This is a genomic window from Arthrobacter sp. JUb119, from assembly GCF_024807995.1.
In the GTDB taxonomy this organism is placed as follows: Bacteria; Actinomycetota; Actinomycetes; order Actinomycetales; family Micrococcaceae; genus Glutamicibacter.
Map to the genome: position 1 here is coordinate 42,300 of NZ_JANUFE010000005.1, position 21,227 is coordinate 63,526.

At 62.4% G+C, this 21,227-nt stretch carries 21 protein-coding genes and 1 riboswitch; of the genes, 12 read left to right on the top strand and 9 right to left on the bottom strand.

Going from position 1 to position 21,227, the window contains the following annotated elements:
- Nucleotides 1–37: 37 nt before the first annotated feature.
- Both M2368_RS13410 and M2368_RS13415 read left to right on the top strand, forming a co-directional pair.
- Nucleotides 38–1,084 carry an MBL fold metallo-hydrolase gene (locus M2368_RS13410; protein WP_498724578.1) on the top strand — a complete coding sequence of 349 codons (1,047 nt, stop codon included), beginning with the start codon at nt 38–40 and terminating at the stop codon, nt 1,082–1,084.
- A 68-nt stretch (nt 1,085–1,152) separates the two neighbouring features.
- A complete protein-coding gene (locus tag M2368_RS13415) occupies nt 1,153–2,430 on the top strand; it encodes an MFS transporter (protein ID WP_400341908.1) in 1,278 nt (425 codons plus the stop codon).
- A 45-nt stretch (nt 2,431–2,475) separates the two neighbouring features.
- On the opposite strand, the gene M2368_RS13420 is transcribed toward M2368_RS13415, so the two are convergent.
- The 4 genes from M2368_RS13420 to M2368_RS13435 all read right to left on the bottom strand — a co-directional run bounded on the left by M2368_RS13420 (nt 2,476) and on the right by M2368_RS13435 (nt 6,303).
- Nucleotides 2,476–3,393 carry a LysR substrate-binding domain-containing protein gene (locus tag M2368_RS13420; RefSeq protein ID WP_105656436.1) on the bottom strand — a complete coding sequence of 306 codons (918 nt, stop codon included), beginning with the start codon at nt 3,391–3,393 and terminating at the stop codon, nt 2,476–2,478.
- 31 nt (nt 3,394–3,424) lie between these two features.
- Entirely contained in the window at nt 3,425–3,712 is a 288-nt protein-coding gene (locus M2368_RS13425; RefSeq protein WP_498724579.1) for a hypothetical protein, read from the bottom strand.
- Nucleotides 3,713–3,818: 106 nt separating this feature from the next.
- Nucleotides 3,819–5,048, bottom strand: coding sequence for an acyl-CoA dehydrogenase family protein (locus M2368_RS13430; protein ID WP_498724580.1), 1,230 nt, complete (start codon nt 5,046–5,048; stop codon nt 3,819–3,821).
- A gap of 28 nt (nt 5,049–5,076) precedes the next feature.
- On the bottom strand, nt 5,077–6,303 hold the full coding sequence (locus tag M2368_RS13435) for an acyl-CoA dehydrogenase family protein (RefSeq protein WP_498724581.1): 1,227 nt from the start codon (nt 6,301–6,303) through the stop codon (nt 5,077–5,079).
- Between the two features lie 50 nt (nt 6,304–6,353).
- Nucleotides 6,354–6,444: riboswitch (SAM riboswitch) on the bottom strand.
- Between the two features lie 274 nt (nt 6,445–6,718).
- Here M2368_RS13435 and M2368_RS13440 point away from each other — a divergent pair.
- Complete coding sequence (locus M2368_RS13440) at nt 6,719–7,093, top strand: SdpI family protein (protein ID WP_498724582.1); 375 nt, start codon at nt 6,719–6,721, stop codon at nt 7,091–7,093.
- Between the two features lie 75 nt (nt 7,094–7,168).
- On the opposite strand, the gene M2368_RS13445 is transcribed toward M2368_RS13440, so the two are convergent.
- From M2368_RS13445 to M2368_RS13455, 3 genes are all read right to left on the bottom strand, one after another.
- The gene (locus tag M2368_RS13445; protein ID WP_498724583.1) at nt 7,169–8,530 is read right to left on the bottom strand and encodes a GntP family permease; all 1,362 of its coding nucleotides are present in this window, start codon (nt 8,528–8,530) and stop codon (nt 7,169–7,171) included.
- A 292-nt stretch (nt 8,531–8,822) separates the two neighbouring features.
- Nucleotides 8,823–9,884, bottom strand: coding sequence for a CdaR family transcriptional regulator (locus tag M2368_RS13450; RefSeq protein WP_498724584.1), 1,062 nt, complete (start codon nt 9,882–9,884; stop codon nt 8,823–8,825).
- Nucleotides 9,885–9,941: 57 nt separating this feature from the next.
- Complete coding sequence (locus M2368_RS13455; protein WP_498724585.1) at nt 9,942–11,450, bottom strand: aldehyde dehydrogenase family protein; 1,509 nt, start codon at nt 11,448–11,450, stop codon at nt 9,942–9,944.
- Between the two features lie 200 nt (nt 11,451–11,650).
- Here M2368_RS13455 and M2368_RS13460 point away from each other — a divergent pair, with 200 nt between their 5' ends.
- From M2368_RS13460 to M2368_RS13490, 7 genes are all read left to right on the top strand, one after another.
- Nucleotides 11,651–12,655 (top strand): ABC transporter substrate-binding protein, encoded by a 1,005-nt coding sequence (locus tag M2368_RS13460; RefSeq protein ID WP_332595029.1) that lies wholly within the window; start codon nt 11,651–11,653, stop codon nt 12,653–12,655.
- 90 nt (nt 12,656–12,745) lie between these two features.
- Nucleotides 12,746–13,522: an ABC transporter permease gene (locus tag M2368_RS13465; protein ID WP_332486489.1), complete on the top strand. Its 777-nt coding sequence runs from the start codon at nt 12,746–12,748 to the stop codon at nt 13,520–13,522.
- Nucleotides 13,515–14,348, top strand: coding sequence for an ABC transporter permease (locus tag M2368_RS13470; protein WP_498724586.1), 834 nt, complete (start codon nt 13,515–13,517; stop codon nt 14,346–14,348). The genes M2368_RS13465 and M2368_RS13470 overlap by 8 nt, the downstream gene beginning before the upstream one ends.
- A gap of 46 nt (nt 14,349–14,394) precedes the next feature.
- Complete coding sequence (locus M2368_RS13475; protein WP_332486486.1) at nt 14,395–15,201, top strand: ABC transporter ATP-binding protein; 807 nt, start codon at nt 14,395–14,397, stop codon at nt 15,199–15,201.
- Between the two features lie 5 nt (nt 15,202–15,206).
- The gene (locus M2368_RS13480; protein WP_332486484.1) at nt 15,207–16,316 is read left to right on the top strand and encodes a zinc-binding dehydrogenase; all 1,110 of its coding nucleotides are present in this window, start codon (nt 15,207–15,209) and stop codon (nt 16,314–16,316) included.
- A 43-nt stretch (nt 16,317–16,359) separates the two neighbouring features.
- Complete coding sequence (locus M2368_RS13485) at nt 16,360–17,349, top strand: ABC transporter substrate-binding protein (RefSeq protein ID WP_105656453.1); 990 nt, start codon at nt 16,360–16,362, stop codon at nt 17,347–17,349.
- Nucleotides 17,350–17,468: 119 nt separating this feature from the next.
- A complete protein-coding gene (locus tag M2368_RS13490; RefSeq protein WP_166650762.1) occupies nt 17,469–17,618 on the top strand; it encodes a hypothetical protein in 150 nt (49 codons plus the stop codon).
- An 83-nt stretch (nt 17,619–17,701) separates the two neighbouring features.
- On the opposite strand, the gene M2368_RS13495 is transcribed toward M2368_RS13490, so the two are convergent.
- Entirely contained in the window at nt 17,702–18,790 is a 1,089-nt protein-coding gene (locus M2368_RS13495; protein ID WP_105656455.1) for an alcohol dehydrogenase catalytic domain-containing protein, read from the bottom strand.
- A gap of 108 nt (nt 18,791–18,898) precedes the next feature.
- Between M2368_RS13495 and M2368_RS13500 the strand changes: the two genes are divergently transcribed.
- A complete protein-coding gene (locus M2368_RS13500) occupies nt 18,899–19,981 on the top strand; it encodes a zinc-binding dehydrogenase (protein WP_498724587.1) in 1,083 nt (360 codons plus the stop codon).
- 79 nt (nt 19,982–20,060) lie between these two features.
- Here M2368_RS13500 and M2368_RS13505 read toward each other — a convergent pair whose 3' ends face one another.
- Nucleotides 20,061–20,606 (bottom strand): hypothetical protein, encoded by a 546-nt coding sequence (locus tag M2368_RS13505; protein ID WP_332498767.1) that lies wholly within the window; start codon nt 20,604–20,606, stop codon nt 20,061–20,063.
- Nucleotides 20,607–20,819: 213 nt separating this feature from the next.
- Here M2368_RS13505 and M2368_RS13510 point away from each other — a divergent pair, with 213 nt between their 5' ends.
- A complete protein-coding gene (locus tag M2368_RS13510; protein WP_105656458.1) occupies nt 20,820–21,206 on the top strand; it encodes a nuclear transport factor 2 family protein in 387 nt (128 codons plus the stop codon).
- Nucleotides 21,207–21,227: the final 21 nt, after the last annotated feature.

The window sequence follows — 21,227 nt, forward strand, 5'->3', positions numbered from 1 at the left end:
TGAATGCAGCACTTGAACCAAAGAAAGGGCGCATTCCATGGCCTCCACCAATCTCAATCCCCACGTCGTTACGCTGGGCACCGCCGGCGGACCCCGCTGGTGGACTGGCGAGAACGCCGGCAAGCGGGCGGGAATTTCCACCGCCGTAGTCGTGGGCGAAAGCGTCTACCTGGTGGATGCCGGAACCGGCGTGGGCAACCAGCTGATGAAAGCCGGCTTCACCCCTGCGAACCTTCGCGGCATCTTCCTCACGCACTTGCACTCCGATCACACCATCGACCTGGCTTCGCTGGCCATCTTCGGAATGTTCACCCTGCCAGCGGGCAAGGCTCCGATTTCCATCATCGGCCCCGGCGACCGCGGCGCCCTGCCACCTGCCTCCCCGCGCGCAGTGACCGCCCCGCAGCCGCTCTACCCGCAGAACCCGACCCCGGGCACCGCCTCGATGTTCGACCACCTGATGCAGGCCTACGCCACGGACCTGAATGACCGCGTGATCGACGCCCTGCGCCCCTCCCCGCTGGACCACTTCATCGCCTCGGACATCGAGATTCCGGCCGGCACCGGGTACCACCCCAACGAGAACCCGACACCGAAGGGCTTCGCGCCGTTCGAGATCTACCGCGACGAGCTGGTCACGGTGACCGCAACACTGGTCAAGCACCCGCCGATCGCTCCGGCCTTCGCCTTCCGCTTCGATACCGCAGAAGGCTCGGTGGCCATTTCCGGAGACACCGCGCCCTGCCAGAACCTGGTGGCCCTGGCGAAGGATACCGACCTGCTGCTTCATGAGGCCATCGACTTCGACTGGGTGCAACGCGCCTACGGTTCGGTTGGCACCTTGGAAGCCCAGGCTTCGATGGACCACCACCGCGCCTCGCACACCTCGCCGGAGCAGGCGATCGAGATCGCGCACCAGGCCGGGGCGAGCACCCTGGCCCTGCACCATCTGGTCCCCGGAACTACGCCTTTGCAGGTCTGGGAAGCCCACGCCGCGAAATTCTCCGGCAACTACCTAGTGCCCAACGATCTGGACACGATATCCTTTTCCCGCGTCAACAGTGAAATGGCGGCAGTACGATGAGCAGCACCCTGAATAATGGCAACGGCGTGGAGGCACAAGCGTTGGTTCCCTCGCTGAAATCCCCGCAGATGCGCCGGATCCTGGCTTCCAGCTTCATCGGCAGCGCAATCGAATTCTACGATTTCATCCTCTACGCCACGGCGGCCTCGTTGGTCTTCAACAAGGTCTTCTTCGTGGGCCTGACCCCGGGCGTAGCCATCTTCGCTTCCTTTGCCACCTTGGCCGTGGGCTATCTGGCCCGCCCGCTGGGCGGCATCGTGTTCGGCCACTTCGGCGACAAGATCGGCCGCAAGGGCGTGCTGATCACCTCGATGGCGATGATGGGCGGTGCCTCGACACTGATCGGCCTGCTTCCTCCCACCGCGCAGATCGGCATGCTGGCCCCGATCGCGCTGATCATCTTGCGCATCGTCCAGGGCCTGGCCGTGGGCGGCGAATGGGGCGGGGCCATGCTGATGGCACTGGAGCACGCGCCGAAGGAGCGCCGCGGCTTCGCGGCGAGCTTCGCGAACATGGGCGGCCCGGCCGGCGCCGTGATGGCCACGTTGGCAGTCTCGGCCGTCTCGCTCATGCCCAATGAGCAGTTCCTGGCCTGGGGCTGGCGCATTCCGTTCCTGATCAGCATCGCGCTGGTGGGCATCGGGCTGGTCATCCGGCTGAAGGTCACCGAGTCCCCGCTGTTCCTCGCGTTGGAAAACAAGGCAGAAGAGCGCAAGACCCCCTTCATGGAGGTCATCACCAAGTACCCGAAGTCCGTCATCCGCGGAACCCTGGTGGGCATGAGCTCCTACACGGTGCAGGGCCTGATGACCGTCTGGGCCATCTCCTACGTGGTCGAGGAAGTCGGCATGGACCGCACTGCGGTGCTGAACATCAAGGCCATTGGCGCCGCGTTGACCGTGGTGGGCATCTGGGTTTCATCGCGCTATTCAGACAAGCTGGGCCGCCGCCCGGTCATGATGGTCGGCATCCTCGCCGGCGCCGTGGCCGCCTTGCCGATCATGTGGATGCTGGAACTGGGCCAGCTGTGGCTGTTCGCCATTGCGCTGTTCGTGGCCAACGGCATCATCCAGGCCTTCATCTTCGGTCCGTTCGGCGCGTTCACCGCGGAGCTGTTCCCAACCCGCATCCGCTACACCGGCGCTTCGCTGGTCTACCAGCTCTCCTCCACCGTGGGCGCGGGTTTCACCCCGATGATCGTTGCAGGCCTGGTGCTGCTGGGCGGCGGATCGCTGTGGATCGCCGGAGCCGTTTGGGCCGCCGCATTCATCGTCGCCGCCCTGGCCATGCGCGGCATCAAGGAAGGCCGCGACGCCGACCTCGAGGCCGAGGAAATGAGCCACTAGCCTCCCGACTGGCGAAAGCGCGGGGCCGGTTGGAACCTACGGGTTCTAACCGGCCTTGCGCTCTTTCTCGGCTCCGGCTTCCTCGCAGAAATCCAAGAACGCGCGCAGCCGCAAGCTAGGGCGGTCCGAAGCGGTGTAGGCCACGCAGATATCGCTCACGCCAACCTCGCCCTCGATCTCCAATACCGACAGCGGCAAGCCGTCGTAGCTCAGGTTGACCGGCGGGCGCTGCACCAGAACGGTATAGCCCAAACCCCGAGCCACCATCCCGCGCACCGCCTCGAAGCTCTGCGAACTCCACCGCACCTTGGGGTCCAAGCCCGACATGCGAAGATTCACCAGCTGGTTATCGCGCACCGTGGGGATGTCCAGGGAGACGAAGTCGTCGTCGGCCAGTTCGCTCAAGGCGACGGAGGTGCGATCGGCCAGCCGGTGATTGCCTCCCACCAGCACATAGGGCCGGCCCGACATCACCGTACGCGAAGAGACCTGCGGCAGCAGGTGGCGGGTATGGGTGAGCACCGCATCCAGGTGGCCCTTGAGCATGCGCTCCTGCAGGTCGGCCCCGTCCCCCTCCACGAGGGTGACCTGCAAGTCCGGGTGCACATTGGTGAAGCGTTCGCAGATCACCGGGATCCAGAAAGCGGCCAGCGAGGAATAGCAGCCGATCACCAAAGGGCCGGAGAGCTTGGTCTGGCGTTCGACAATCTGGTCCTGCACTTCTTCGGCATGGCGCACCAGGGCCCGCGAGTCCAGCAGGAAGTCGGTGCCGACAGCCGTGAGCACCACGCCGCGGGCACGTCTGCGCACCAGCAGCTGCGAGCCGACGGCGCGTTCCAGCTCGTCCATGGACTGGGACATGGCTGCCTGGGAAATATGGCACTGCTTCGCTGCGGCGGAGATGGAGCCGAGTTCAGCGACGGCGACGAAGTACTGCAGCTGGCGCAGGGTGTAGTTGATCACCCGCCCAGTCTAGCCAGCGGGCAGCGGGCTATTACCGTTCGTAAAGTCGTCCGGTGAGCCTGACCCGCGCCAGATCCTGCTGGCTCACCCTAGTTCTTTCGCCCAACTGGCCGAGGCTGGCGCCGCGTTCCAAGGCCAGCACGATAAGCCGCTCAAGCTGGGCAACACAGCTTTGCAGTTCCGCGGTCACCTCGCCAGTTCCACGGGCTTGCACCTGCAGCCGTGCCAACCGCTGAACAACGGTGTCAAGCGGTGTCCAGTCAAAGTCGAGGACAGGAGGCTTATGCCCGTCCTCGAAAGAAAATTCCCAGCCACTCATGCTGGACATCTTCGCATTCACGACGTTCTGCGGGCAACGCCAGCACCGTTAAATACTGCGAGCCCAGCATCGGCAAAGGATGCTGGACCCGCAAAGACCATGGAGCCTACTTTGATGCACCAATCGCCCACACGCGCGGAAGCTCGGTGCCATTGACCGCCAGGTCGCCAATCAACCGCGCCTTGAACACCCAGGGGTTGTGGTTGCCGGCCGTACGGGCATTGCGCCAGTGCCGGTCCAGATTCTTGGAGATGCTCGTGGCGCTGGCGGCCAGCGCATCAAAAGCGTGGGTAATGGCATTGAGTACCAACGGGGTCAGCACCACCTGCGCCTGGGCGCTGGCCAGCTCTGCGGCGTCGTTCGCTGCTTCGTCCTCTTCCCCGGTCACCTCGCCGGTGTGCAGCGCGAGCGCAGTTTCGTAGGCGCCCTGCAATGCCGTCGAAACGCGTTCCACCGTTGCCGCGGCAGCGAAGGCAGCCGCAGAAACCTCGCCGATCACCTGCAGCAGCTGCGGGTCCTCTGCCGCTACATTGGCCGCGGCATGGCTGAAGGTCCGCTTGCGCGCCTTCAGCTCGGCGGCGAAGTCCCGCTCGGCCGCTTTGGCGGAGCCGGCCAGGACCGCCAGCAGCACCTGCTGGTAGAAGGCGGTCTGGTACTTGAAGCGGGTATCGAAATCGATCAGGTCTTCCTCTGCCACAATCGCGTCGGTGAAGGTAGAGGTGCCGGTACCCGTGGTGCGCTGACCGAAGCCATCCCAGTCATCGGCCAAGTCGACACCGGGCTGGTGGCGGTTGACCGCGGCGATCACCCGCTTTCCGGTGTCGGTGCGCTCTGCGTAGGTGTCCAGCCAGTCGGCGAAGATCGAGCCGGTGGAGTAGTACTTGGTGCCGTTGATCCTGAATCCGCCCTCGCCGTCGGGAGTGACCTTGGTGATCACCTCCCCCACCTTGACGGTACCTACTTCGGTCCAGGAGTTGCCCACCAGTTCCCCAGCCGCGAAGCGGGCAAGCCACTTGTCACGTCCCGGGCCTGGGGCAGCCACCAGCCGGTCTTCGACGAAGGCGAAGTGCGCGCGCAGCGCCTGGGCAATATTGGAATCAGCTGCCGCGAGATCCACGAACAGTTCGAAGAGTTCGGGCAGAGTTGCGCCGGAACCCCCGTGCGATTCTGGAACCCTAACCGCACCGAAGCCGGCAGCAGCCAGGTCCGCGACCGCCTGGTAGGGCAATTCGCCGGTGCGATCGCGTTCGGCCGCGCCCTGCGCGATGCGCGCGAAGAGCGGTGCGAAACGTGCTTTGAGTCCTGCGAGTCGAGTGCCAGTTGCTAATGCAGTCATCGTTCAGTCCAATCCGGGAGAAGTTTTCTTAGGTGTACAGCGAGAGCGGCTGGGACTCTCCGCGCAGGAAGTAAGCACCAACCTCGATCTTCTTGTAGTCCACAGGGTCATGCAGCGAATGGGTGCGCACATTGCGCCAATACAGGTCCAGGCCCACCGAGTTCGCGGTAGAGGATGAGCCGGTGACCTCGAAGATCCGGTTCGCCACGTCCACGCCCACTTCAGTGGAGACCACCTTGGCTTCAGCAATTTCCACGGCCAATGCCGCTCGCTCGGGCTGGGTGACATCCCCGGCCTTGGAGAGAAGGGCATCGAATTTCCGGCCCAGTTTCTCGGTCAGTGCCGCCACTGCTGCGGTGCGGGCTTTGAGCTCCCCGACGGTGCGCTGGAAGATCGGGTCCTGCGAGTAGCTTTCGGCCTGCGAGAACAGCCAGGCGTTTTTGCGGCCCAGCAAGATCTGCTTGCCGCGCGCCAGCGCTCCCTGGGCGATACCCAGGTAGAAGTTGGCGAAGGCCAGCTGGATTCCGGGGGTGAGCAGGGTGGAGACCGGCTCATCGGTGACGAATCCAAGCAAGTCCCCGGCTTCGAGCCGCACGTTGTGGAATTTCAAGGAATTCGAAGCGCTCAGCCGCTGACCCAGGTAGTCCCAGTCGTCGACGATTTCCAGGCCATCGATATCGCGTGGCAGAACGAACGCGAGAATCTGCCCGTCGTATTCCCCGCCCTGGACCAGCGCGTTGATGACGATGACCTCGCCAACACCGGAACCCGTGGAGAACCGCTTGGCCCCATTCAGGCGGTAGCCGTCTCCCTCGGCGCTCAGCGTCAAATCCGGATCAACTGGATTCACCGAATCGCCCCAGAGCCAGCCGCCTTCCACAGTGCGCTGCCACCATGCACCTTGGGCTTCGGCCGGGGCGTAGAAGGCAATGCCCGACTGGTTGATGTAGTGGTAAGCCAGCAACTGCGAGATGGAGCCATCAGCTGCGGCGAGTATGCGGACCGCTTCGAAGGCCGTTTCCCAATGGGCTCCGGCTCCGCCGAATTCTGCAGGTACCAAGAGATTGAGCAACCCGGCTTCGCGTAGCAGCTGCACCTCGGCGAAAGGCTGCTGGTTCTTGCGGTCGCGCTCCAGCGCATCAGTCGCCAGTTGATCAGCCACTTGCTGGGCGACGTCGCGCCAGTGAGCGAGTTCTGCTTGATCGGCAGTGCCGGTGTATGGCACGCGCGGTAATTTGGTATTCAATACAGTCATCTTCGTTCTCCTCTTGAGCTATGGATTCCGAAGGATGCAGAAAATCTGCGGATCCATCGAACCTGGCGTTAGCACTACCTGCGGGATGCAGGCTTGCTGCGGCGTCTTGGAGCCAGGTCTCTCAGCCGCTCTGGATGGGTTGTGCTCTGAGTCAAGCATTGCTGGCAGGTCCTCGGGAAGGGTTCTGTCATACGGAGGAACAGCAGGACAAAATACGTCATCTTCGAGCCTTCGCCCTGCCGGGAAACGGGCAGAAAAGCCGTCATATGACCTTCGCATGACGCAATTGGCATGCCGGAACTGGATCTCAAGAGCTTTTCCGCAGGCATCGATTGGGAACACAGCGTGGATCAGGGAACTTCGATGCGACCGCATAGGATGGCCATTCAAGATCAATCGGCAGAAGAGGCGGCAAGTGGATCCAGCAGGCGTCATTGCCTTCATGTTCGGGTTGCTGAGCATAACGTTGGTGGCAGCGTTCCTAGCACCGATGGCACGGGACCGAAAGCTCGCTCGAAATGCGGCAATCGGCATCAAGACGCGCCACACCTTGGCCAGTGACGAGGCCTGGCTTACCGGGCATCAGCAGGCTGCGCCCCTGATTGCCGTGGCCTCCATGGCCGGCTGGGCGGCGTTGGCCTGCGCAGGAGTTCTTTGCGTGCTGGGCCAGTTCGGTTTCGCCTTCGCCGCGACCGGGGCCGGCTACCTGGCCGCCATCGCGTTGCTGGTGATCTCGACTGCCAAAGCGAATAAGGCCGCGCGGGGCGTCCAGGCGGCTGGGCTCGGCTAACCCGGCACTGCTTAAAGAAACGGATCGCACCATCTGCCGATGGTGCGATTCGTTTCTTTCTTGGAAAGCGCGCTGCTACAGCAGTACGGCTCCGAGAACCAGTACAGTCAGGAATGCCGCGGTGCCCTGGATGGCGGTAGCCACGCTCAGGGTCTTGTACGCGGTAATCACCGGAATGCGGCTGAGCTGCGAGACGACCCAGAAGTAGGAGTCGTTGGCGTGCGAGACAACCATCGCACCGGCGCCAACGGCCAATACGGACAGCACCATGCCCAGCTCCGAATCCAAGCCTAGGGAGCCGAGCATCGGAGCGACCAGCGCGGAAGTGGTCACCATTGAGACGGTGGACGAGCCCTGGGCGGACTTCAGCGCAGCGGCGATCAGGAATGGCACAGCCAAGCCCAAGCCCAGTCCGCTGAGGGAATCCGAAAGAATCGTGGTCAGATCCGAAGCGGCCAGGACTGCGCCGAAGCCAGCGCCGGCACCGGTGATCAGCAAGATCGGAGCGGCGGTGCGTACAGCTTCATGCATCTGCTCATTGAAGACCGCCAGCTTGCTGCCACCGCTCAAAAGAAAAGTCGATGAGATCAAGCCGAAGATCAGCGCAATAACCGGCGTCCCCAGGAAGGAAAGGATTTCCAAGGCAGCGCCTTCGCCAATCGGGTGCGAGGGCAGCTTCGCAATGGATGCGGCACAGATCAGCACCAGCGGAACCAGGATCGGCATGAAGGCCAGCGCCGGGCTGGGCAATTTTCCGAAGCTTGCACGCAGCTGCTCATAGTCGAGTTCGGAGATGTCATTGTGGTCGTCGCTTGGCAACGGGGTCCATTGGGACTTGTTGAAGCGGCTGGCGTAGGCCAAGCCGGCAAGTGCCGAGATGGCCGCAACGGGCAATCCGACAGCGATGATCAAGCCCAGGTTATCGGCAATGCCGATGCTTTCGGCTGCGGCCAGCGGGCCCGGAGTTGGCGGGACCATGGTGTGTGTTGCGTACAGGCCGGTCATCAAGGCGATAGAAGTTGCCAGACCAGAGACGCCGGTACGCAGGGTGATGGCTTTGCGCAGCGAGTTGAGCACCACGTAGCCCGAGTCGCAGAAGACCGGAATGGAAACGATGTAGCCGATAATCGATAGCGTCAGGTTAGGGAACCGAGTACCCAGAACCTTGATCAGCGCATCCGCCATGGAGATCGCGGCGCCGGATTTCTCCAGGATCACCCCGATCATTGTTCCGAACAGAATCACCAGTCCGATATTTCCCATGGTGCTGCCGAAGGCCGTGGTGACCGTCGAAGCCACTTCGGCCAGCGGAATCCGGTAGGCGAAGGCCGCCAGGATAGCGGCGCCGACCAGGGCGAGGAATGGGCTGATCTTCAAGCGTGCTGTGACCATCACGATGGCCACAACAAGGATCAGCAGAACAAGCAGTTCATACACGGCGGGTTGGCTCCTTTGCCAATATCGGTAGTTCTCTGCGTCCAGCCCGCAATGGCTCAACCGGTGGATCGGCCCTATCGGCAAAGCTGCTCAAGGCTTTGCCCGTTGGGCTAGATGCCTCCGTGCCGCCACGGGTTTCGGGCGCAAAGATCGATCATCCTGCCAATACTAGGAAGAACGGCCCCGAATACCTATGGGCACACGACCACATTTGCCTGAGTTCGGACGGGCCAATGTGTGCAAATATCCCGCTCTTTCCCCTCCCGGCGCCAGCACCCCTAGTTTTCGGGGCCTAGAAAATATGCAGCTGGCCCAAGGCCACTCTTGCGTAGATGGCGTGCTGGAGTTTCAGGGATTCGCTGGACCGCCGAATATCGACGCCGCTGACCTGGCTTATCCGTTCAAGTCTTTGCACCAAGGTATTGCGGTGAATATGCAGATCCGTGGCCGCTTGGCTCATCGAAGCAGCTGTCGCAACGACCAGCAGGGTTCTGGCTTGTTCCTCATTGAGCTGCATCGCTGGGGCAGCTGCATGTTCCAGGCTGCGGGCTGGGGTGCGGGCGATAGCCACAGCAATTTCCCGGCTCCACATGCGGCGCCGCGCGTGGGAAGGCACGAGTGCCGGATAGCCCAACAATACGCGCAGCACTTCGGTTTCGGCCATGAGATCCTCGGCCTTTTCGACAGGCGCGGAGACCAGGAAACGTTCCTGGTCCATGCGCTCGGGAGCGAAAGCTGTCTCGCTGGCAGCGCAAAGCCTCCAGTACGCGCCGGAAAGGCTAATCCATGACGTGCGGTGATGATCCTTCGCCGGCTCTTCGAGCGACGGATCCCCCACGCTTCGGGGCAGCCAAGCTTCAATGCATTTCGGCCCGCGCAAACCATGCGCTGCGAGCGAGCGGTCGATCACTTCAGGCGCAACGCGACCGGCGATCAACGCAGAAATAATGTCGCGGGCTTCGGTCTCGCGCCGCGCGCTGCGAGAGTGCTCGCGTTCCTGGGCAAAGAGCAATTGAACGGTCAGTGCAATCAGGCCGGCCAGCGGTTCCACCTCGTGGGGAGCTCCGGTCACGCCCACAACGCCGCAGAGCTGGTCGTTCAGCACCAGCGGCACATTGACCCCGGGCTGGGTTCCGGCCGAGCCGTCGGCCTGGCTGACACGGATGATGTTGTTGCGGCGGATCGCCTCTGCGCTGCCGTCGTGGTGGGTACCGATACGCGCAGCATCCGTAGAAGCAATGATGACTCCGTGAGCATTCATGATGTTCACATTGCGGTTGATGGTCGGCGCAATCGTGTCGACGACTTTCTGCGCCAACGCGCTAGCCAGCCGGGGTTGCTCCTTTTCGCTCATGAGCTCATCCTATCGGCCCGGGACTGCGCAAAGCAGTCCCGGAATAGAACATTGCCGCTAGCCGAGCTTGACGGTGACCGACTTCAGCGAGGTGTAGGCCTCGATGCCTTCACGGCCATTTTCGGCGCCCCACCCCGACTGCTTGAATCCGCCGAACGGCATGTTCGCATCCATGCCGGCACCGGTATTCACCCTGACGTTGCCGGCCTGGATTTTCTTGGCGAAGGTCAACGCGCGGGAAATGTCCTGGGTGAAGATCACCGAATTGAGACCGTAGTCGGTGTCGTTGGCCCGGCGCAGCACCTCGGCCAGCGAATCCTCGTCGCCGAAGGTGCTCACCGAGAGCACCGGCCCGAAGATCTCATCCTTGGCGATGGACATGTCCGGACTGACATTTTTCAGCACGGTGGGCTGCACGAAGAATCCTTCTTCGCCTTCGGCCAAGCCACCGGCAACGAGTTCCGCGCCATCAGCGATGCCCGCCTCGATGTACCCCAGCACGCGCTCGCGCTGCACCTGGGAGATCAGCGGGCCCAGCTGGGTTCCTTCTGCCAGGCCAGCGCCCAGCTTGAGGTTCTTCGCGAATCCGGCGATGCCTTCGATGACCTGGTCTGCGATGTCTTCGTGGACATACAGTCGCGACCCTGCCGCGCAGACCTGGCCGGAGTTGCCGAAGATGCTCATGGCGGCGGCCGGAATGGCCTTGTCCAGATCCGCGTCGGGATAGATCACCACCGGGGATTTGCCGCCCAGCTCAAGGCTCAGCCGCTTGAGATTGACCGCTGCCGACGCCAGCAGCTTCTTGCCTACCGCGGTGGATCCGGTGAAGGAGAGCTTGTCGACATCCGGATGGTCGGCGAGCGCTTGGCCGGCCACCGGCCCCAAGCCCTGGACCACGTTCAGCACACCGGCCGGGATGCCTGCTTCAAGCGCAATCTGCGCCATGCGCACGGCGGTCAGCGGGGTCAGCTCCGCGGGCTTGAGCACGACGGTGCAGCCGGACGCCAGCGCCGGAGCCACCTTGGACAGCGCAATGGTGAAGGGGACATTCCATGGCACGATCAGTGCGGCCACACCCAAGGCTTGGCGCTGGGTATAGGCGTGCCAGGTTCCTGGCAGGGAAATATCGCGGGTTTCGCCGTTGAGCTTGGTGGCCCAGCCGGCGAAGTAGCGCAAGGTCTCGATGCCCGCGGGCAGCTCGCCAAAGCGGGCGATGTTGAAGGGCTTCCCGCAGTTCAGGGACTCCAGGGTAGCCAATTCATCGAGGTTCGCTTCCAATGCGTCAGCGAAGCGGTGCAGCGCCCGCTGGCGTGCTGCCGGGGTCATTTCTGCCCAGGGCCCGGACTCGAACGCTGCACGGGCGGCAGCTACTGCGCGGTCGATGTCCGCTGCGGTGGCAGCCGTCGTCTCGGTCAGCAGCTGGCCAGTGGAGGGATCGGTTACCGGCAGCTTTTCCCCCGAGCCAGCGACCTCCTGGCCATTGATCACCAGCGGAAGGGGCGTGGCCGCCAAAGCGGCGCGAAGCTGCTGAGCCAGCGGAACGGCGGAAAGATCTGTTGCTGTCATGGAATGTATCTCCTGGTCTGCCCGGCGCGCTTCGTCGTTGGCATCATTTTGAATGTGAGTCTTGCCACACAATCATACTAAAGATATATTGTGATTCAAGGAATACATTTTGATGCTCAATGTACTTCTTCTTCCGGGAGCCGACCCCGGTCGACAACTCGCAGCCTTCGCCTAGGCACCAAGCTTTCAAGGAGATCCCCATGGTCACGAAACGACGTTTTGCACGGAAGGCCTTCTCCGGCCTCGCAGTCTCTGCCCTCGCAATCGGCACCCTGGCCGCGTGCGGATCCAGCGAGGAGGCCAGCGCCGACGGCCCGGTGAAGCTGCGCGTCGCCATTGCTCCGATCCAGTTCGAAACCGCACGCATCGCTGAAGAGAAGGGCTACTTCGAGGACCAGGGCCTGGACGTTGAATTGGTCAATGGCGCCGACCCCGCCGCGCTGCTGGCCCAGGTGGTCTCCGGTGACGTGAACGTTGCCATCGGCTCGTGGATCAACGTTGCCACCTCCTTCTCCCAAGGTGTTCCGATCCAGGTCATTGGCGGCAACGGCATGGTTGATCCGGAGGCCGACAACTCCGGCGTCATGGTGGCCAAGGATTCCGGGGTCAAGGAACTGGCAGACCTGAAGGGCAAGACCATTGGCGTAGTTGGCGTGAAGTCCGGTGGCGACATCCCCGTGCTCCAGGCATTGGAAGCGGCCGGCGTGAAGGAAAAGGAAGTCACGGAAGTTGCTGTTCCCTACGCGGGCATGGAAGCGGCCCTGGAACAAGGCACCGTGGATGCAGTAGTGCCTGCCGACTCCTTCTACCACCAGATGTCGGAGAAGGGCTACCAGACCATCTCCAACCCGGTACAGGAATTCCAGTCCAGCATGCCGGTAACCGTTTGGACCGTGCAGAAGCAGTGGCTGGAGCAGAATGGCGAGACCGCCAAGAAGTTCGACGCAGCTATGCAGGATGCCGTGAAGTTCTACTCGGACCCGGCCAATCTGGAGGAAGTCCGCAAGGTCCACGCCGAAGCCAACCAGATCGATGTAGCCGATGCGCCCAAGACCTTCGTCCCGGCGGACGTCACCTTCAACGTGGCTGAAGCCCAATCCGGCATCGATGCCATGGTCCACTTCGGCCTGGTCGAGAACAAGGTCATCGTCGAAGATGTGCTCTGGGACGAAGCCCCTACCCGGGCTTCGGCAGACGCCAAGTAGCCCACGTCCGCTTCGCCCAACCGGTGGCGCCATCCCCTGCGCTGGCGCCACCAGCACCCCTAGCTTGCAACTGCTTACTCAAGGATTCCCATGAAAGAGTCAACGATTTCACCGGGTCTGCTCTGGACCCTGCGCATCGTGGCCATCGCCGCCCTGCTGGGCATCTGGCAACTGGTGATCGCCTCAGGAACCATGCCCTCCATGCTCCCCGGCGTGGAAAAGATCTTCTCTGCCATCGCCGAAGCCCTGGGCCAAGCGGCCTTCTGGGGCGGGCTAGGCAAGACCCTGCTCGCAGCCCTCACCGGCTGGCTCATTGCTTCGGTCGTGGGTGTCGTCCTGGGCCTGGTCATTGGATCAGTTCGCTTCCTCGACAACTCCACCTCGATTCTGATCGATTTCGGCCGTTCGTTCCCGGTACTGGCCCTGATGCCGGTAGTGATCATGCTGCTCGGCTCGAACACCATGATGGAAATCGTCGTCGTCGCGCTGTCCTGCCTGTGGCCAGTGCTGATCCAGACCATCTACGGTGCACGCCGCCAGGAAGCCGCGGTTGCCGACACCGTCGCCGTCTTCCGCATCCCGCCGATGCTGCGCTTCACCAAGGTCCTGCTGCCTTCTGCCCTGCCGCTGATCGCGACCGGTGTGCGCATTTCCTCGGCCATCGCCATCCTGGTGGCGGTGGGCGTTGAAGTGATCTCCCAGGCGCCAGGCATTGGACGCCAGATCACGCTGATGCAGCAGGCGCAGCGTTGGGATCTGGCCTTCGCCTACCTGTTCTTCGCCGGCCTGACCGGATGGGCCATCGCCCTGCTCTTGCAACAGGCCGAAAACCGTTTGCTGAAGTGGAAGAGGCAGAACGATGACTAACGCAACTTTGAACGCCCCGGCAGTGCCATCACGCGCTTCGAAGGCCAAGGCTCCGAGCTCCTCGGCGGCCGCCGGACGCAAGATACTGGTTTCTTCATGGCTCATCGTTGCCGTGGTTGCGGCTTGGTGGTTCGGCTCGGCAAACTCCACGAACTTCTTCATCCCCTCGCTGGAGTCCATCCTCGAAGCCTTGGTCCGCGACCTGGGCAACGGCGTGATTATTTCCGGCGCCTGGTACTCGCTGTCCAACCTCTTTGTCGGCTTGGCCCTGGCTGCCTTTTTCGGCATCTGCGGCGGACTGCTGCTGGGCGAAGTCCCGTTGCTGCTGAAGATCGTTGACCCGATCATCCACTTCTTCCGCGCTGTCCCGCAGGCAGCACTGGTTCCGATGATCATCGGCGTCTTCGGCATGGGGCAGGGCCCGAAGATGGGCACCATCGCCTTCGCCTGCATGTGGCCGATCCTGCTGAACACCATCGACGGCATCCTGGGCATCGAGCCAACGGTGCGCAAGTTCTCCAAGGTCTACCGCATCCCGCGCGGCCTGCACTTCCGCCGCGTGATCCTGCCCGGTGCCACCCCGCAGATCGTGGCCGGCATCCGCGTCGCATCGCCGATCGGCATCACCGTGATGGTGGTTTCGGAAATGTTCGCCTCCATTGAAGGCCTGGGCTTCTACATCCTGAATTCCTCGGCCACCTTCAAGGTTCCGGAGACATGGGCCGGCGCACTGCTGGTCGGTGTCATCGGCTACATCATCTCGATCCTCTTCGTGCTCGTCGAGAAACGGATCCTGCGCTGGTACCACGCCTCCGGCGCCCAGTAGCCTCCGTTTCCGTCCGACCTTCCATCTTCTGACCAAGGAGAATCCCATGACCACCCAAGCACCCGTTGAAACGACCATGGAAACCAAACCATTGCTCATGAAGGTTCGCGGCATGTCCATGAGCTATGGCGCCGGCCCGGCCGAAAACAAGATCCTGGAGAATTTGGATCTGGACGTGGAGTATGGCCAATTCATCTCGATAGTCGGCCCTTCGGGCGTCGGCAAGACCACCTTGCTGCGATGCCTTTCCGGCTTGCTGAAGCCAAAAGCCGGAACCATCGAGGTTTCCGGCACGAAGATCAACGGCCCGCACCCCGATCTCGCCGTGGTCTTCCAGGACTACTCGCGTTCGCTGATGCCATGGATGACCACCCGCGAAAACGTGGCCTTCCCGCTGCAGGGCAAGGGCATCGGCAAGGCCGAGCGCAACAAGCTGGCCGATGAGCATCTGGCTGCCGTGGGCCTTGAAGGCCAAGGCGGCAAGTTCCCCTGGGAAATGTCAGGAGGCATGCAGCAGCGCGTGGCCATTGCCCGCGCCTTGGCCTACAACGCGAAGGTGCTGCTCATGGATGAGCCCTTCGCCTCGGTTGATGCGCAGACCCGCTTCGACCTCGAAGACCTCGTGCTGGACTTGCAGCACAAGCTGGGTGTGACGATCCTGCTAGTCACCCACGACATCGACGAGGCGCTGTACCTGGCCGACAAGGTGGTCGTGATCGCGGAGAAGCCGGCCACCGTAGTCGACGAGATCGTCACCGGTTTCGGCGAGACCCGCGACCAGCTGGCCACCAAGGCTGACCCGCGCTTCACCGAGGCCCGTGCACGGATCCTCGTGCGCCTGCGCAAGGACTGATCCCCATGGCACTCAGCGCACGGGCAGCACTGGCAAGGCACGGCGATGGCAGCTTCAGCATTGAGGACATCCACGTTGATGCTCCGCTGGGCGCGGAATTGCTGATCGAAGTCAAAGCAGTTGGACTGTGCCAGTCCGATGCCCACCTGGCGGGCATGGATCTGGGACTTCCCGCCCCGCTGCTGCTGGGCCATGAAGTCGCCGGGGTGGTGCTCAGCACCGGCAACCAAGCCTGCGGTTTCACTGCGGGCGACCACGTGCTGGCCGCCTTGATCCAGTACTGCGCGCAGTGTGCGCTGTGCCTTTCGGGCCAGGAATACCGTTGCGCCAACCGCCCCAGCACGCTGCGCACGGCCGGCCAAGCACCGCGCGCCAGCTGCAAGGATCAGCCGGTGATGCAGATGTTCGGCACCGGCGGATTTTCCCAGTACACCTTGGTGCATGCCAACCAGGCAGTAAGGATTCCCGAGGAGTTGCCCTTCGCCCAAGCCGCGGTGATGGCCTGCTCCACGCTGACCGGTGCCGGGGCAGTGTTCAACTCCGCCCAGGTGGCCCAGGGGCAATCCGTCGCAGTCATTGGCGCTGGAGGCATCGGGTTGAACGCGATCAATGCTGCCCAGATCGCCGGCGCTTCGAAGATCATCGCAGTGGATCTGAGCGATGAGAAGCTGGAACTGGCCCGCGAATTCGGGGCAACGCACACGATCAATGGCGGCAGTGGAGACGCTGTCGCCAAGGTCCAGGAAATCACCGGCGGCGGGGTGGATCATTCCTTCGAGATGATCGGCCTGCAGGCCACCAGCTTGCAGGCGGTGCGCATGACCCGTGTAGGCGGGGATGCCTATCTGGTCGGGTTGCATAAGCCCGGCGCGCAACTGCCGCTGGATGCCATGGCCGACATCATTGGGCCGCAGCGCAGCCTGCACGGGATCTATATGGGCTCTTCCAGCCCGCAACGTGATGTCCCCAAATACACCGAGCACTATCTTGCCGGGCGCCTCAAGCTCGACGCGCTCGTTGCCCGGGAACTTCATATCTCGCAGATCAACGAGGGCTTCGCAGCGATGAAGGCCGGGCAGGGCGTTGCCCGTTCGGTCATCACAGATTTCAGCTGATTGCCTGCCACTTCATATCCCCTTCAAGCACGACGAGGCCATCTTGAGAACTCCATCTTCCGCGCGCCGGGCCCTGCCCCTGTCCGCGGTCCTGCTCGTTTCCACCATGGCCTTGGCCTCTTGCGGCAACGCTGGGCAAGGCGCCGAAACACCGGGCGGCTTGATCCCGCTGAAGGTCTCGGTGGCCGGCATCCAGTTCGAGCCGGCTTACCTCGCCGAATCCCAAGGCTTCTTCGAAGACCATGGCTTGGACGTTGAAATCATCAATGGCGCAGACCCCGCCGCCCAGATTGCTTCTGCTATCTCCGGCGAGGTGGACATCGCCACCGGTTCCTGGGTCAACGTCGCCACCTCCGTGTCAAAGGGCCTGCCGATCGAAGCGCTGGCTTCGAATGGCGTGGTCGACCCGAACGTCGATAACTCCGGAGTGCTCGTCGCCAAGGACTCTGGGATTGCGAGGCTTGCCGATCTCAAGGGTAAGACCATCGGTGTCATCGGCGTGAAGACCGGCAGCGATCTGCCGGTCTTCCAAGCCCTGGAAGACGCAGGGGTGGGCGCCGAGGAGTTCAGCGAAGTGGGCATGCCCTACGCCGGGATGCAGGCCGCGGTGGAGACTGGGACCGTTGACGCGGTCGTCCCCAGCGACGTCTTCTACCACCAGATGATTGCGGCCGGCTTCCCCTCCTTGGGCAACCCGGTCCGCGAGTACCAGGGGAATCAGCCGGGCACTTTGTGGCTGAGCACTTCCCAGTGGGCCGGTGCGAATCCAGATACTGCCAAGGCCTTCGTATCGGCCATGAAAGAGGCAGTGGAGTTCTACTCCGATGCAGCAAACCTCGAGGAAGTGCAGAAGATACACGCCGAGGTCAACCAGATTCCGGTGGAAAAAGCTCCAACGCGGTTCGCCTTGGCAGGCACCGCGTTCGATGCAGAGGCTTCCCAGTCAGGCCTGGATGCAATGGCACGCTTCGAGCTCATTGACAAGCCCGTAACAGTGGATGAAGTGCTCTGGGAGCACGCGTCTCGCAAATAACCAGCACCGGCAAATCCTTGGACAGCGACTGGCGCGATGCTAGGCTCACGGGAGCACGTTCTGCCCACGGAAGGTTCACCATGAGTTCGGCAATCAGTTACCTCACCGGAGGATTTCTGGTGTCTCTGCTTGTCACCCTGAACATGACCTGGAACCAGCACCTGCCCGGCATCACCGGGTCCGTGGCGGTTGCGCTCAGCTTCATCGGGTTGCTGGGCTGCGTCTTGTACGCCACGCGCATACAGCGCCGCGCGCAGACCGGAGAGTAGCAGCACCCCCCAGAACATGAAACAAGGCCAGCAGATCAGTGAACTGCTGGCCTTGCTTCGTTCAGCGACCGGCGTCGATAAATCTAGAAGGTAATCACGCTTCGGGCCACCGCACCGCCACGCAGCTGCTCGTATCCCTTGTCGATTTCATCCAAGCTGATATGCGCTGACACCAGTTCGTCGAGCTTGAAACGGCCCTGCAGATACAACTCGGCGTACATGGGGATGTCCACCTGGATGTTGCTCGACCCCATGGCCACGCCACGGATGCCCTTCTGGCGTCCCATCAGGTCTCCAAATGGGGTGATGCTGATCTGCGCGCCGGGCTTGTGAACGCCAATCAGGTACGCGGTGCCGCCGATTTCCAGCATGGCCACCGCCTGCTCGCTGGTGGCTTGCAGGCCGATGACCTCGAAGGCATGCGTCACTCCCCCGCCAGCAATCCGCTTGACGGTTTCCACCGCATCGCCCTCCCCGCCGTTGATGACGTCGGTGGCACCGAAGACCTTGGCCAGCTCCAGCTTGGCCGGCTGCAGGTCGATAGCGATGATGCGGGTCGCGCCAGCCAGTTTCGCGCCCTGGATGACGTTCAGCCCGACACCACCGGCGCCGATCACGGCAACGGTATCGCCTGGACGGATGCGCGCGGTATTAATAGCCGCGCCAGCACCCGTGACCACTCCACAGCCAAGCAGCGCCGCGCGGTCGAACGGGATAGCGTCCGGAACCCTTACGACGGTGTTCTCATGCACCAGCACCTGTTCCGCGAAGCCGCCAACACCGATGAACTGGGTGAGCCGCTGCCCACCCAGGGACAATCGCGGATTCTGCTGCGCGGTGCGGTCGGTGTGCGAGGGCACGCGGCACTGGTAGGGTTTGCCGGTGCGGCATCCCTTGCAGACCCCGCAGCTGTGCACTGGAGAAGTCACCACGCGGTCCCCCACCGAGAGCGAGGTGACAGCCGAACCGACGCCCACGACCAGACCCGAGACTTCGTGGCCGAGCACCGCTGGCATGGGGAAGCCGATGTCCGACGTCGCCACGTGCAAATCCGAGTGGCACAGGCCGCTGGCCTTCACGTCAATGAGGACTTCATGGGCTTCGGGGTTGTCAATGCTGATGTCCAGGACATCAAAAGAGCCGGCAACTTCAGAAACGACTGCTGCTTTCATGCTTCCTCCGGAAAATAGTCGCGCAAAGGGGGTGACGCAGAACACTAATGAAAATATACTATTAGAAATAATGCATTTTTAGAAGAAGAATCTAACGAAGGATCTGCAATGCGCGCAGCGGTCATCAACTACATCGGCGAAGGTTTCAGCATCGAGGAACTCGAAGTCGACGAGCCGCGGGGGCAAGAAGTTCTGGTGAAGGTCGAAGCCGCAGGCCTGTGCCACTCGGACCACATAGTTGCCACCGTAGACCGCGGGCGCCCCTTGCCGATGGTGGTTGGCCACGAAATGGCTGGCACCGTCGTCGCGCTAGGCCCCGAAGCCACCGACTTCGAAGTGGGAGACCATGTCATCGCCACGGAAATCAGCTTCTGCGGGAGCTGCGAAGAATGCGTCAACGGAGCGACCTACCGCTGCTTGAATCCCCAGCATGCGCTGCGCGGACCGGATACCCCGGCACGCTTGACGCGCAACGGCGAGCGCGTAGAAGGCTTCGGCGTGGCCGGTTTCGCCGAGTACACGGTCCTGCACCAGAACAAGCTGGTCAGGGTGCCCAAGGAAATCCCATTCGCGCAGGCTGCTGTGCTTGGCTGCGCGACAGCCACCGGCGTGGGCGCGGTGCTCAACGCCGCCAAGGTTTCTCCCGGGGAAACCGTCGCGGTCATCGGCTTGGGCGGCATCGGCCTGAATGTCATCCAGGGAGCCAAGCTGGCCGGCGCCAAGACCATCATCGGCATTGACCTGCAGCCAGAGAAGCTGGAGCTGGCCAAGAAATTCGGAGCCACCCATGTCATCAACGGCGGCACCGAAGACGTGGTCAGCGCCATCCGCGCCATCACCGGCCGCGGAGTCCACCATTCCTTCGAAGCCATCGGCATTGCCCCCACGCAGCGCCAGGCCCTGGAAGTCGCCAAAACCGGCGGACACGTGTATTTCATCGGCATTCCCCAGGGCAAGCCGCTGGAAATGAATATCATGCTGGACCTGCTGATCCCGCAGCGCAATCTCCACGGCATCTACATGGGCTCCTCCACGGTCCGCAATGACATTCCCTACTACGCCGAGCTCTATCTGCAGGGCCGGTTGAATCTCGATGACCTGGTGGCGCAGGAGATCCAGCTCGACGAGATCAACGAAGCCTATGCAAAGCAGGAAACCGGGTCCATCGCCCGCAGCGTGATCCGCTTCTGATCCGCATGAGCAACAAGCTGCAGGCCGCGAACCAGTTTCCTGGTTCGCGGCCTGCAGCCCAGCTAGTGGCGGCCAGCCTCTATTTGCCTTCCTTGGCGGCCCGCTCCTTCTCGATGGCTTGGACCTGGGCAACCATGTCCGGAGCAAAGGCATAGAGCTTGCCCTCTGACTGATGGACCCAGAAGCGCCCGCACAGATCAGTCGTCTCGCTTTGGCCATCGGCTGGCCACCAGTCGGCATCCAAGGTGCGGGTAGCTGAGATCTCGTCAGGCTCGAGGTTCTTGGTGCGCGGGTCAGAAGCGTAGGCCTTGGCCAGTTCGGCTTCGGTCGGATTCCCAACGGTTTCCAGCGCCTTGCACTGTTCGCTGTCCAGCTTGCCGTCGTAGTTCAGCACGAAGATGCGTTCAGCGCCGGTATTGCGCTGGACCAGCTGAACGTCGGTGCCGCCGGACGGAACCCAGTCGGGCAGCACACCATCGGCCACGGCCTTCTCTGAAGTTTTGGCAGTTCGAGTGGTGGATTCATCGTACTTGTCGACGAAGAGATCAGAACCGCTGCAGCCGGTGAGCAGGAGAGCGAAGGGAAGGGCGAGCGCGCCAGTGGCGAGGTACTTTTTCTTGAGCATGATTCCATCGTAGAAATTTCCGCGGCCCGGGGAATCAGCGATGCGAGGTAACTATCCCGTGCCCGGCTCATACCCTCGGCTGATAGTTTCCACTTCTGGGATCAACCCTGAAACTCCATCTCACCCAGTAAAAGCACTCGCTAATATCCGCACATCGCCACTGCTTATTGGTAGATTGCCTACGAACCAAACGCTACTTAGGAGCCATCACCGTTGACGACTATTGACCCTGCGGCACTTGAATCGGAACTGCGCATCGCAGAAGAACGGCGCCTTTCGGCCATGCTCGCCCGTGACCTCGAAACCTTGGGGAACCTGCTTGAGCCGGATTTGCAGTACACCCACTCCACCGGTCGTGTCGATGACCGCGACTCATTGCTGGAACTGCTCGGTTCCGGAGCCGTCGAATATTTGGCGCTCAGCCACGACTTCGAGTCCGTTACCCAGGAGGGCAACGTGGTGGTCGTCGAAGGCAGCATGAAAATGCATCTGATTTCCGGAGGCGTCGAAAAGCATCTGGCAACTGCCAACCGCACGGTGTGGGCCAAGACCGGCGGCCAGTGGAAGCTGCGCCTCTTTGTCGGAGCCACAGCGCAATAGGCCCGCACTTCGACGCTTTAT